The organism is Geothermobacter ehrlichii, assembly GCF_008124615.1.
Lineage (GTDB): Bacteria > Desulfobacterota > Desulfuromonadia > Desulfuromonadales > Geothermobacteraceae > Geothermobacter > Geothermobacter ehrlichii.
Map to the genome: position 1 here is coordinate 47,819 of NZ_VNIB01000016.1, position 13,361 is coordinate 61,179.

Genomic DNA, 13,361 nt, shown 5'->3' on the forward strand with positions numbered 1-13,361 from the left:
TTGCCGGACGCGGCGCGTCAGTCGCGGAGCGGGACGTCCGGCCGCAGCGCATCGACCAAGCCACCATCGACCGAACGCAGGTGCAGATCACGCTGCGGAAAGGGAATCTCGACGCCGGACTCGCGGAAGCGGGTATCGATCTGCTGCAAAATTTCGCTGCGAATGCGGAAGCGCGACGCGATATCACGAACGAAAACCCGGATTTCAAAGTCGAGGGAACTCTCCCCGAAGGCGATAAACAGAATGCTCGGCGGCGGATCGGTCACCGTGTCGGGGTGCTCAGTGGCGACCTCGGTCAAAATCTTCATCACCAGCGGCACATCGCTGCCATAGGCCACACCAATCGGCACCACCAGCCGGGCGACCCGGGAAGAGAGGGTCCAGTTGGTCACCTTTTCGGAAATCAGCTGGGAATTGGGAACGATGATCTCCGCATGGTCGATGGTCTCCACCACCGTCGAGCGCAGACCGATCTTCTTGATGTCTCCCCACTCGTTGTTGACGACGATGAAGTCACCGACCTTGATCGGCCGCTCGAAGAGCAGGATCAGGCCGGAAAGAAAGTTGTTGACCATGTCCTGCAGGCCGAAACCGATGCCGACGCCCAGGGCGCCGAGAACCACCACGAAGTTCTGCAGGCTCATGCCAAGACTGCTCAGGGCAAAGAGGAAACCGATCAGCACCACGCCGTAGTGCATCAGCTTCTTGACCGCGTCCCGCACACCGCGATCGACTCCCCTGGGAGCGAAAACCTGGATTTCGGATAGCGCCTGCAACAACCAGGAGATCTGCAGCGAAAGATAAAGCGAGAGGGTCGCCAGCAGCACCATGCGGAAGGAGATTTCGGCCGTGCCCAGGGTGACGTTCAGTTCGGCAAAAAAGTCGTACGCCTCGCCGATCGATCCGAACACCCGCCAGACAGGGAGGAGGTAGAGCAGACTGTAGCAGGCCACCGCCAGCCGCAGCAGGCGTTCGAGCCGGATCGCCAGTTCCCCCGCGAACTCCCGGAAGAAGGGTTTGCGGGCCTTTTCCATCCGCCCGAGCAAAAAGGCGATTCCTCCCTTGCCGATGCGCAGGGCCATGGTGGCGAAAAGGAACACCATACCGGTTTCGAAGGTCGCCTGCAGCAACCAGAAGGAAAAGTTCATGTAACCGCTGACCTGGCTGAGCAGCGAAACGCAAAGAACGACAAGGGCCGTCCACAGCAGGACACGAAAGAACCGCCCTCCGCCTTCCTTTCGGGCGATGCGGGAGACCCTGACCTGCCAGACCAGCAGGGGGATGGCCAGCAACGCCAGAAAAGCGATGTAGATCCGGTAGAGAGGCTGCGGCAGGGCCATGAAGCGAAAGGCCGTGGTCAACAGCAGCATCAGCGCCGCCAGCATCAGCACCCGTGCCTGGCGCCGGTTCTCCAGCAGCGAGGCGGCCAGGCGAGTGGCGGACAGCACCCCCCAGCCGAGGAAGGCGAAGCGGACCAGGGGCGGCGGCGCCGGAAAGAGGGGCGCAAAGACAACCACGGCCACAAAACCACCCGCCGACCAAGGATGCCGAAGAAAGAAGATCCATTCCCTGGTCTGCAGAAAATGGCTGCGATAGGTGCGGATGAGAATGCCGCTGGCCAGCAGGGTGAGGAACATCAACCCGAACCGCCAGGCATTCTCTTTCAGATACTGCCGGTCGACGGCCAGCGCATTTGTCAGTCCGGTGCGAACGGCGGCGAACAGTTCCGGCTTGAGCTGAACGTAGAAATCGGGACTGACGAAAGAGGGAGCGTTCTTGCGGAAGGTCGCCTTGCGCAGTTTTTCCAGCGCCAGGGAGAACCTGTCGAGATCCTTGCCGACCGCCTTCTGCCTGGCGACCACCTTTTCCTGCAAGGCCAGAATGGCGGCCGAAACCTTCTGCAGGCCAGCATCGAAACGAGTCAGTTCTCCGGCAACCTGGCGGAAAGTCTTGTCGGGCACCTTCTCCTTCTGCCGTTTCAGCTCCGCCCGCCACTCTTTCCAGAAAGCGATTTCGGTGCTGATCTTCTGCCGGAGCTCCTCCACCGCCTGTTGGCGCCCGGTCAGCTCCTGCTGCAGCGCTGCCAGCTCCCGGTCCCGCAGCCGGTATTCGTTGTTGACCTGCAACAGCCGGTCGACATACCAGTCCTGCGGATCGCCCATGGCCGCCACCTTCTGCCGCAGCTCTTCGATGGCCGCCTCGCTTCGGGCCAACTGCTCGGCCAGTCCTTCCAGCTCGGTCAGCGACCGCACCCTGGCGTCGGCCTGTCGCAGCAGCTCAACAACCTGGGCCTGACGGGCGCCCAGCTCGCTGATGCCCGGAAAAGCCGGTTCAGAATGCTCGGCGGTGGCCGGTTCGGCAGCCAACAAAGAGCCGGGCAGCCAGACGGTCACCAGCAGCAGAAACAGGATTACACGCTTCAGGATCATGCCTTCTTTACGTATTGTGGGCCAATCGGCCGTTCATCGGCGGCTCACGCCGCCTGGTCGGAAGCCACCGGCGCCTGAACTTCAGTCCCGCCGGCGGCGGGAATCTTTCCGGCGCTCAACAGGATGCAGCAGCCGAGCAGGCCGGCAATGAGCGAGCCGCTCAGTATGCCGAGTCGGTGGCTGAGCAGGTAGTCTTCGGCGTTGCCGCCGACATGTTCGAAGGCCAGCCCGCCGATGAACAGACTCATGGTGAAACCGATGCCGCAGAGGGCAGCCACGCCGAGCAGATGACGCTTTGTCACCCCCTCGGGGAACCGGGCCAGTCCGGCCCTGATGGCAAAAATTGAGCTGCCGTAAACCCCCACCAGCTTGCCGGCCACCAGCCCGACCATGATGCCAAGCGGCACCGAGTGGAACAGATCGCCCAGCCCCATGCCCGCCAGGGGGATGCCGGCGTTGGCAAAAGCGAAAACCGGCAGAATCAGAAAGTTGACCCAGGGATGCAGGTCGTGCTCCAGCTTGCCCGCGGGAGAGTGATTTCCATCCCGGCGGCTTTTCAGCGGCATGGCAAAGGCCAGCACCACTCCGGCCAGGGTGGCATGCACCCCCGATTTGAGAACGAAAATCCACAAAAAGACCCCGACGGTGATGTACGCCGCCATCCGCTCGACATGAAACCGGTTGAGCAGAAAAAGAACCAGCAGGCAGGCAGCAGACATCACCAGCATGCCGACGGACAAATCCCCGGAATAGAAGAAGGCGATAATGACGATCGCCCCCACATCATCCATGATCGCCAGGGCAAGCAGAAAAACCTTCAGCGACGACGGCACCCGGTCACCGAGCAGGGCCAGGACACCGAGAGCGAAGGCGATGTCGGTGGCGGCCGGAATCGCCCAGCCGTTGAGCGCCGAGACATCGCCGACATTGATCAGCACGTAGCAGAGGGCCGGAACCACCATGCCGCCCAGAGCGGCGATGCCGGGCAGGGCAATCTGAGCCCGACTGGAAAGCTGGCCGACCATGACTTCGCGCTTGACCTTGAGACCGATCAGCAGAAAAAAGACCGCCATCAGGCCGTCGTTGATCCACAACAACAGCTGCTTGGCGATGTGGAAATGCCGGCCAAGACGCACCTCGAAGGGAGTGGCCAGGATGTAGTCGTACAGCGTCTGCAACGGACTGTTGGCGAACATCATCGCCAACGCCGTCGCCAGCATCAAAAGGATGCCGACAGACGATTCCTTTTGCAGAAACTCATTAAGCCTGGAAGGCATGAAAAGACTCCGAACCGGCAGGACGGGGACAGCCCCGCTGTCCACGGGGCCAAGAAGATTACTGGCGTATCCGGGTCGTGCCCCGGGCGTCCTTGATCACCCGTACCCGGTCGCCGACCCTGTAGACATCGTCCGCCTCCTGAACGACAACGATGATCTCTCCATTGTCGAGTTCGACTTCGAGTTCGATGCCGGGAACGGTAGTCGCCTTCTTCTCGGCAATGGAGCCGGCCACCGCGCCGGCGATGGCACCACCGACCACCGCCAGACTGCGACCGGAGCCGGACCCGACCGAACTGCCGAGCACGCCGCCAAGGGCGCCGCCGGCAAGGGTACCGGCCCCGGATTGCGTTCCTTCGATGGTTACCGGCTCGGCACGCAGAACGGTACCGTAATAGACCGAATGGCTGATGCGCGTCTGATCGCGCGAATAGACCTTGCCGGAGGTGCTCGGCGCACAACCGACCAAAATCAGCGCCAGGACAATACCGAGCGCTACGGGCGTTATCGCAAGGGTTTTATTCATCATCTTTCCCCTTTTTCCTTTCTTGCATCCAGCTGCCTGCTTCCAGCATAACAGCTCTGTCCGCAAACAGCAGGATCAGCGCCCCGGCGGAAACGCCCCCAGCAGGGTTCGGATCACGCCCGTCAGCTTGCGCATAGCGTCCCGCCGATCCTCGACCGGCTCCCGGCCGGTCGCCGTCCAGACTGTCTTCCTAGTCCTGCCGTCGAGCATGAAAAGACTCAACACCGCCACGCGTGACGAACGACGCAACCAGCTTCCGGCATCATTCTTCTCCCACGCGATCTGAGAGCTGTAGCCGGTGGCCCCCGGCGTGTCGGCGACACGCCGGAAGATGTTGCCGCGATAATGAACCAGCAGATCGGGATTGTTCTGTACCAGCTTCAACCCACGAGCCTCAAGCTCTGCCGCGACCGTACGTCGCACCAGTCTTTCAACCGGATCTTCCCCTACCAGCCGGTCGACCAGCATCGGATGGCCATCATCCCACATCCAGGTTTTGAAGCGGGAAAAATCGGTGGTCGGACTGTAGTTGTGCTGATAGTGCGGCTGGGTACTGCAGCCAGCGGGCAACCAGCAGACCGCCAGAATCAGAAACATAAACAATGATCGCATGTAACCCCCCTTGCTCTGTTCAGCGTCCACCGGTGGCCCGCTCCTTGTCCAAACAGTCCTCCATGCCGATGGGCAAGCGCACCGGCTGCCCCGGAATCAGGGTCACGGCCTGACTGCAGTGGCGGATATCGAGGGAGCGGCCATCCCGCAGCAGGTAGATAACCTCTTCGTGGTCCATCTCGACGGTCAGTTGCTGCCCCCGGACCTGCAGATGAAAACGCAACCGCCGGATCGCCGGCGGCAGATGGGGACGGAAGGTGATCTCGCCCTGCTCGTCCCGCATGCCGGCAAAACCGTAGACCATTACCATCCAGGTGCCCCCCATGGAGGCGATGTGGCACCCGTCCCGCACATTGCCGCCGACATCGGCCAGGTCCATCAAAATGGCGTAGCGGGCGTAATGCAGGGCCTTTTCCATGTCGCCGATCTCGGCAGCGACAATGCTCTGAATGCAGGCCGAAAGCGATGAATCACCCGTGGTCAGAGGATCGTAATAGGTGAAATTGCGGCGTTTTTCCTCCGGGGAGAATTCACTGCCGAGCAGAAACATGGCCAGCACGATGTCGGCCTGCTTGATCACCTGATGGCGATAGATGACCAGCGGGTGATGATAGAGCAGCAGCGGAAATTTGTCCTTGGGCGTACTGGCGAGATCCCAGATCTCGCGATCGAGAAAGTTGTCGTCCTGGGGGTGAATCCCCGTCTCCTCGTCGTAAGGGATGTACATCTTCGCCGCCGCTTCCGCCCAGTCGGCGATCTCTTCGTCGCGCAGGCCGGTGCGATGAACCAGCGTCGCGTAATAGTCCGGCGCCTCCTGCCGCATGTGGGTGACCGTCTCGGCGGCATAGAGCAGATTGAGACGCGCCATCAGGTTGGTGTAGGTGTTGTTGTTGACCACGGTGGTGTATTCGTCCGGCCCGGTGACGCCGTGGATGCAGAACTGCCCGTTCAGCCGCGGGTTGAAAAAGCCCAGGTCATACCAGAGCCGGGCGGTTTCGACCAGGATTTCCGCCCCTTCGTTGTAGAGCAGGGAGATATCGCCGGACGCCTCGACATACTTTTTCAGGGCATAGACGATATCGGCATTGATGTGGTACTGGGCCGTGCCGGCGGCGTAATAGGCCGAGGCCTCCTCGCCGTTGATCGTCCGCCAGGGGAAGAGCGCGCCCTTCTGGTTGACCTCACGCGCCCGCTGCCGCGCCCTGTCGAGCATCGAGTGCCGGAACTTGAGCAGGTTGCGCGCCACCCGTGGCGCCGTGTAGGTCAAAAAGGGGAGGACGTAGATCTCCGTGTCCCAGAAATAGTGCCCCTCGTAGGTCTGGCCGGTCAGCCCCTTGGCAGGAATCCCCGTCCCCTCGGCCCGGGCCGAGGCCTGCAAAATCTGGAACAGATTCCAGCGCAGGGCCTGTTGCAGTTCTCCCGGCGGCCGGTGGTGCAGAGCCGGATCGCCCTCGACCTCGACATCGCTGCGCGACCAGAAATCGTCCAGAAAGCTGCGCTGTCCCTTGAGCAGGCTGTCAAAGCCGTCGCGCATCGACCGGTCGAGGGTCCGCTCGGCCCGCTCGCACAGCTCCTCACAGGGGGCGCTGCGCGAACTGTGATAGGTGATGAACTTGAACAGCTGAATAGGCTGTCCCGGACGGGCGTCGACACAGAAGACCACCTTGCTCCCTTCGTCGAAGCGTTCGGCCTTCGCTTCGTACTGACAGTCGGTGATCAGCTGGTGGTCGACACCGCAGGCGATGGTCATGCCGCTGTTGGCCACCCGGTGCGCCAGCAGCAGCCGCCAGTCGCGATTTCGGTGCACCTGGGGGATCATCACCTGGTGCGAGAACCCCCGTGCCTGCCGCGGATCTTCTTCTCCCACCTGGTTGGTCTGGTTGCCCGATATCTTCGAGGAGATCACCACCGGAGCCTCGGCATTGAGTACCGTCACCTGATAGGAGATGGCCGCCACATGCCGATGCTGCAGTGAGACCAGTCGCCGGCTCTCGATCAGCACCCGCTTGCCGGAAGCGGTTTCCCAGAGGATCTCCCGGTCGAGGGTACCGGCACGCATGTCGAGTACCCGCTCGTAGAGCTGCAGACTGGCGGTCGGCAGGAAGAAGGGTTCGTCATCGACATAGAGCTTGATCTGCTTGGCGTCGGTGACATTGAGCATGGTCTGGCCGGTCTTGGCGAAACCGTAGGCCTTTTCGCCGTAGACGATCGGCCAGGTCTCGTGGAAGCCGTTGATGAAGGTGCCGTTCTGGAAGCAAGGACGCCCCTCTTCATAGTTGCCACGCATGCCGACATAGCCGTTGCCGATGGCGAACAGGGTCTCGGTCTGGGCGAGAAACGGCTCGTAATAGGCCGTCTCGATGATCTTCCACTCGTTGATCGGGTAGAGATGCTGGGGAGGGTTGAGGGTTTCGTGGCGGATCATCGGCTAAGCCTCCTGTTGCGACAGGGATTCCGGCAGCAGCTCGACCAAGTCACGAACCACGATATCGGCGCCGGCGGCGGCCAGCCGTTCGGCGTCGCCCTGCCGGTCGACGCCGATGACCAGACCGAAACCACCGTTGCGGCCGGCCTCGATGCCGGAAATGGCGTCCTCGACCACCACCGCCTCGGCCGGCGGCACCGACAGCAGCTCCGCCGCCTTCAGGTAGGTGTCGGGAGCCGGCTTGCCCGGCAGTCCGAGATCGCTGGCAACATGACCGTCGATACGCTGGTCGAACAGATCCTCGATCCCGGCGGCGCGCAGCACCGCCGGACAGTTCTTGCTGGCCGAAACGACAGCTGTCGCCAGCCCCTGTTGGCGCAGCCAGCGAACCAGCCGGATCGACCCCTCGAAGACGTCGACTCGTTCCGAGGCGAGAATCTCACCTACCATGGCGTCCTTGCGATTGCCCAGGCCGCAGACCGTTTCCCGTTCGGGGGAATCGTCCGGTGAGCCATCCGGCAATTCGATGCCGCGCGACGCCAGAAAGGAGCGCACGCCGTCGTAACGCAACCGGCCGTCGACATATTCATGGTAATCCCGCACCGAATCGAAGGGCTCGAAAGACATCTTCCGCTCGGCCGCCCACCGCTTCAGAAAAGAGTCGAACATCCGCTTCCAACAGATGGCGTGGATCTTGGCCGTTGCCGTCAGCACGCCATCGAGATCGAACAGCACCGCCCGGTAACGGCCCCAGTCGACCGGCAGGTTCGGGTTTCCTCCGTCCATATCTGCGCCTCCCGTAGTTTTCTGCATCGAATCAGTAAATTCAATGCCTTATCGAGCATATCAGACCTTGGCCGGGAGACAAGAGTCCGCCCCCCTTTCCGCGGCATTTTTTGTCGAAAGCCGTCAATTTCGCTACAGTCACGCCATCATCCCTGCTATGCTTTGAGCAGATTGAGGCCATGCGGCCCCCTGCGGGGGACAGAAGACGAGAGCGTCGAGCCACCAATCCATGTCCGAAGCCAAACAGACCGACAGACTTCTGCAGCAGATCCGGCAGGGACAGACCTTTTCCGACACTGACTACCGCGGCATCGCCCGAATCAGGGTCCGCCGCGACTTGCCGCTGGTCTGCGTCGCCCTGCACGACGGAAGCGCCTTCCCTTCCGATCTCGAACCGCTCTGCCGCCTGTCGCCGGCCGAACGCCTGTTCGAGGAAGACCCCCACACCGCCGGCCTGCTCGAAGGCATGCCCGTGCTTCTGGCCGGTCGGGAATCCCGCTATTTCTACGACCTGAACCGCTCGCCGGCAAAGGCCGTCGATCCCGTCGCCTTCGGCCGGAAAATCTGGCGCCAGGGAGCGCATCCCGATCCGGCGCGCGCCCAGGCCAGGCACCGCGCCTTCTACCGCCTGGCCGAAGTCCTGATCGACCGTCTGGTTCGGCGGCACGGACACTGCCTGGTCATCGACCTGCATGCCTACAACGCCTCGAAAATCGACCGCCCGACCCCGCTGTTCAATCTCGGCACGGCAGCCATCGACGAACGGCGCCACCGTCCCCTGCTCGACTTCCTTCTCCGCCGCCTGCAACAGATCGACCTGCCCGGTACAACAACCCGGGTGGCGGAAAACGATGTCTTTCAGGGGCGCGGCCATTTTGTCAACTGGCTCGGCCGTCGTTTTCCCGACGTTCTGCCCCTCTGTCTCGAAGTGAAGAAAATCTACTGCGATGAACACAGCGGCGTACTGAACCGAAACGTTTACGATGCCCTGGCCGTTCAGCTGCCGGCAGCCCTGCACGACCTCTATCGCCGCTACCGGCAACAGCACCGGAAGCGGCCGGGAGACAACGGGCCATGATGTCGTTGCTGCGCAGGCTGGCCATTCAGGACGACGAAGCCGCTCCTTTTGTCTGGAGCGCCCTTGTGCTCCTGCTGGTCAACATCGCCAGCTTCGTGCTCAACAATTATGCCGAAACCACCTTCCTCAAGCGGTTCGGGGTCGAGTACCTGCCCCAGATCACCGCCATCAACGCCATTGTCACCTTCGTTCTGCTCAATTTTTTCGGCGGCCGCCTGGGACGCGTCCGGGGCAACCGGCTCCTCTTCGGCACCCTGCTTTGCTATGCCCTGCTCTCCGCCGCCCTGCGCCTGGCCGTCAACTTTCAGTTCAGCCTCATCTACCCCCTGCTCTACATCCTGAAAACCCAGTACAACGTGCTGCTGGCCTTTCTGTTCTGGAACCTGGCCAGCGACCTTTTCAGTGCCCGCCAGGCCAAGCGTCTCTTTCCGCTGATTACCTCCGGCGGCATCTTCGGCGCCATTTGCGGCAGTCTGGCTACCCCCGTCCTCGTCAACTGGATGCCCACCGACCAACTCCTGCTGGTCTTTGCCCTGATGGCCGGGCTGGCCGCCGTCTGCGCGCTGCCCCTCGGACGGTTCGTTCCCGTCATGCTCTCCTCCCGGCAACGACAGGCACCGGTCAGTGACATATCCCTGCTGGGAGAGTTCCGCCAAGTCGGCCCGCTGCTGCGCAGCTCGACTCTGGCGAAAATCCTGCTCCTGCTCACCCTGCTGCCGAACCTGGTCATCCCCATCCTCAACTACCAGTTCAGCTACATCGCCGACATGTCCTTCGCCGCCGAAAAGTCGCTGATCAACTTCTTCGGCTATTTCCGCAGTATCCAGAACGGCATCGCCCTGGTGCTCAGTCTGGTGGCCGGCCGGCTCTACGGCCGTTTCGGCCTGGCGGTCTCGCTCATGTTCCATCCGGCCAACTATCTTTTCGTCTTTGCCGCCCTGCTGCTGAAATTCAACCTCCCTTCCGCCGTCTACGGCAACCTGTCGGCGGGCGTTCTTCGTCGGGCGATCAACAATCCGGCCGCTTCCGCCCTCTACAGCCTGCTCTCGCCGGAGGAAAGGGCCATCCTGCGCCCCTTCCTGCGCGGTACCGTCGTCCGCATCGCCATCCTCGCCGGCTCGGGACTGCTCTGGTTCAGCAACATGTTCATGCCGCCCCGCTACCTCGCCGTTTACGGCCTCGTTTTCGGCGGACTGTGGCTCACCGCGGTCTTCCGGCTCAAACGCAGTTATCCGGCGATTCTCACCCGAGTGGTCGAACAGACGCTGCCCGACTTCCACCGCATGGGACGGGAATTCGGCATCCTGTTCAAGGGACAGAACCTCGAACAGACCCTGCTCGACCGGTTGCGCGACGCCGAGGGAGAGGAGGCGCGCTGGTGCGCCGAAATGCTCAAGGAGGCGGGCTGCACCGAAAAACTCGACCGGGCCATTCTCGAAAAGCTGCCGCGCACCGACGACCAGACCCGCATCCTGCTTCTGCCCCTGCTGTCGGAACATGCCGGCCGCGAGGTCCTCGACCTGTTCCTTTCGTTGCGCGATCCGCACAAGCCGCAACTGATGCTGGCCCTGGCCTGCACGGCGCATCGTGTCTTCGCCGACATGCCGGGGGACGAAGAGGAAACCACATTCCGGATCGCCGAGATCTCCGAAGTCAAGGCCTGCTTCCTCGGCTGGATGGCCAAGGACGATCCCAAGCTCCTCGACCGAACGATCGCATCCTGGATCGAATCGCCGGACCCCGGCAAGAGACGGGCCGCCTTCCTCGCCCTGCAGGCGCACGGCGAGCCCCGTCACCTGCCCCTGCTCGAACCGCACCTGACGATGGAGCAGGACCGTTCGGTACTGGCTCTGGCTCTCTACGCCCTGCCGAGAGTCGCCGGCAGCCGGAGCGGCGAACTGGTTCTGCCCTTTCTCGGCCATGCCGACCCCCTGGTCCGGCAGGCGGCGGTCAGCGCCCTGTCTCCCGAAGACGAGGCGGGGGCCCTTCGCCTTGTCCAGGCCCTCGGCGATCCGGCCGAAAAGATCCGCAAGCTGGCGATGCGCAAGCTGGAACAGCTTCCTCGCACCCTCTATCCGCTGCTGCTCGAACGCATGACCAGCCACAGCCGCTGGATCCGGGACGGCCTGTTCGAAGTGGCCACCCATCTCGAGCTGCAGGACAAGGACTTCTACCGCTTCTGCCTCAACCAGCTGCGCCAGGCCTACCAGACCCTGCTCTGGAGCGACCCGGTCGCCGACAGGCCGCAGAACGCCGCCTCCCGCCTGCTGCTGCGCCACCTGGAAGAACGGCGGCGGCAGCATCTGGCCAACGCCATCCGGGTGCTGGTGGCACGAGACGAGAACGGACAGCTGGAAACGGCCTGGCGCGCCCTGCAGTCGTCCGAGCTCCGGCAACGCCAGGATGGCATGGAGGCCCTGGAATCGCTGCTCGCCCCCCGTCTGGCCAGGCTGATTCTTCCCCTGCTCGAGGAGACACCGGACAGAAAGCTGTACCGTCTCGCCCATCGGCATCTCGGCCTGAGAAGGGGATCGGAAAAATCGACCTTCGGCCACATGCTGGACGATACCGACTGGGTCACCGTCGTCCTGATGCTGGAATCCCTGGCCGGCTGGAAGGAAGTGGCCGGCTGGAGACAAACCATCGAAAAACTCGCCGCCGAAGGGAAGGCGGCGGTGGCCCATGCCGCCCGGCACGCCCTGCTTGCCGCCGAAGGGACATACGAGGAAGACCTGAGCTGTCTCGTCGACCGTATCGAAAACATCCGCCACGTCGATCTCTTTTCCGAACTGACCACGGCCCAGCTCGCCGCCGCGGCCTGGAAATCGACCGTCATCCGCTGCGCCGACGGCGAGGTGATCGCCGGTACCGAACGGCCGCACAAGGGCCTGCTGCTGACCGTCGAAGGCGAAGTCGCCTTTGTCAGGACGGACCCCGAAGCCAAGGGCCCGGGACGGGAACTGCACCGCATCGGCCCGGGCGACTGGTTCGGGGCCGCGGTCATGTTCGGCATGCCGCCGAAACGGATGCTCGCCGCCGTGGCACGAGGCCGGACCCTGCTGATCCAGATCGACCGGGAGACCTTTCATCAGCTCGTCCTGCAGAATCCGGAACTGGGGCTGAAAATCGCCAAGGGACTGGCCAAGGTGGTCGGCGACGTGCTGCAGGGGCTGAACCGCCCCCCGCGCCGCATCGACGACGAGCGCGGCGACGACATCTACGCCCTGCAGGGGTCCTACTGCAGCAGCGAAGACGAATGCTCTCTCTACGAACGCATGCGCCTGCTGCGCCAGATCGACCTTTTCGTCGACCTCGACAACCGGCCGCTGACCGCCCTGGCCATGGTCGGCCGGGAACAGACCCTGAAAGCCGGGGCCGAACTGCGGGAAAACGACCTCGACGGAACCGGCCTCTTCCTGGTCGCGTCGGGAGAATTGATCGTGGCGCGGCAGCGGCACCCCTTGCAGCGCAAGGGGCCGGGCAGCTATTTCGGCCTGGCATCCCTCTTCGAACTGCATATCGAGGGGCTGGTGATCCGGGCTGAAACCGACAGCCATCTGGTGCGGATTCCGCCGGAGGAATTCCGCGCCAGCGTGCTGGAACATCCGGTGATCGCCATCAAGTGCTGCGAGGCGCTCAGTCGCCTGCAGAGCCGTCTGCTCGACGAGGTTCTCGCCGCCGACACAGTCGAAGGAGCGCCCCCTTGAAGCCGTCAGAGATAAAACTTGTCTGCCTGCCGCCGGACAGGCTGGACGAGAGCCGCCTGGACATGCTGGCCGCCTTCATCCGCCGCCACGGCCGGGTACCGCCCGGCAGGGTGCGCGCCAACCTGGAGAAGGCCTACCGCATCGCCTGGGCCGAAGTCGCCGGCCGCCTGGCCGGGGTCTCCTGCCTGAAACGCCCCCGGCCGGCCTATCTGCAGGACCTGGGCGCTCGGCTCGGTTTCGTTCTGGATGGCTTTCTGGAACGCGGCTATACTTGTGTCAGTCCCGACCGGCAGGGAGCTGGCATCGCCACGGCCCTGACGACCCGGCTGACGGAAGAGGCCGGGGATCGTCCCTTCTACGTTCTGGCGGCCGAAACCAACCCGTCGATCAACAGCATCCTGCTGGCGGGAGGCATGGTCAGAATCAAGGCTTTCGACAGTGAAAAGGCCGGTCGGCGGCTGGCCTTCTGGGTTTCTCCCCCCGGCGCCAGGCGCCTCGGGCTATCCTGACCCCTTACGCAA

General features: G+C 63.1%; 9 protein-coding genes. 3 read left to right on the forward strand and 6 right to left on the reverse strand.

From position 1 onward, the window contains the following. Positions 1 to 17: 17 nt before the first annotated feature. From EDC39_RS13820 to EDC39_RS13845, 6 genes are all read right to left on the reverse strand, one after another. A complete protein-coding gene (locus EDC39_RS13820) occupies positions 18 to 2,429 on the reverse strand; it encodes a mechanosensitive ion channel family protein (protein WP_148896981.1) in 2,412 nt (803 codons plus the stop codon). Positions 2,430 to 2,473: 44 nt separating this feature from the next. Continuing rightward, the gene (gene nhaA, locus EDC39_RS13825; protein ID WP_148896982.1) at positions 2,474 to 3,706 is read right to left on the reverse strand and encodes a Na+/H+ antiporter NhaA; all 1,233 of its coding nucleotides are present in this window, start codon (positions 3,704 to 3,706) and stop codon (positions 2,474 to 2,476) included. A gap of 58 nt (positions 3,707 to 3,764) precedes the next feature. Beyond that, complete coding sequence (locus tag EDC39_RS13830; RefSeq protein WP_148896983.1) at positions 3,765 to 4,232, reverse strand: outer membrane lipoprotein; 468 nt, start codon at positions 4,230 to 4,232, stop codon at positions 3,765 to 3,767. Positions 4,233 to 4,307: 75 nt separating this feature from the next. Next, positions 4,308 to 4,844 (reverse strand): DUF4136 domain-containing protein, encoded by a 537-nt coding sequence (locus EDC39_RS13835; RefSeq protein WP_148896984.1) that lies wholly within the window; start codon positions 4,842 to 4,844, stop codon positions 4,308 to 4,310. 19 nt (positions 4,845 to 4,863) lie between these two features. Beyond that, positions 4,864 to 7,269, reverse strand: a complete 2,406-nt coding sequence (locus EDC39_RS13840; RefSeq protein ID WP_148896985.1) for a glycoside hydrolase family 65 protein — start codon at positions 7,267 to 7,269, stop codon at positions 4,864 to 4,866. Between the two features lie 3 nt (positions 7,270 to 7,272). Continuing rightward, positions 7,273 to 8,055 carry an HAD family hydrolase gene (locus EDC39_RS13845; RefSeq protein ID WP_148896986.1) on the reverse strand — a complete coding sequence of 261 codons (783 nt, stop codon included), beginning with the start codon at positions 8,053 to 8,055 and terminating at the stop codon, positions 7,273 to 7,275. Positions 8,056 to 8,284: 229 nt separating this feature from the next. Between EDC39_RS13845 and EDC39_RS13850 the strand changes: the two genes are divergently transcribed. Genes EDC39_RS13850 through EDC39_RS13860 form a run of 3 tightly spaced genes read left to right on the forward strand, consistent with a single transcriptional unit; the run spans position 8,285 to position 13,349 of the window. Beyond that, positions 8,285 to 9,133: an N-formylglutamate amidohydrolase gene (locus tag EDC39_RS13850; protein WP_148896987.1), complete on the forward strand. Its 849-nt coding sequence runs from the start codon at positions 8,285 to 8,287 to the stop codon at positions 9,131 to 9,133. After that, positions 9,130 to 12,840 (forward strand): cyclic nucleotide-binding domain-containing protein, encoded by a 3,711-nt coding sequence (locus EDC39_RS13855; RefSeq protein WP_148896988.1) that lies wholly within the window; start codon positions 9,130 to 9,132, stop codon positions 12,838 to 12,840. The genes EDC39_RS13850 and EDC39_RS13855 overlap by 4 nt, the downstream gene beginning before the upstream one ends. Beyond that, entirely contained in the window at positions 12,837 to 13,349 is a 513-nt protein-coding gene (locus tag EDC39_RS13860; RefSeq protein WP_148896989.1) for a hypothetical protein, read from the forward strand. Before EDC39_RS13855 ends, EDC39_RS13860 begins: the two co-directional genes overlap by 4 nt. Positions 13,350 to 13,361: the final 12 nt, after the last annotated feature.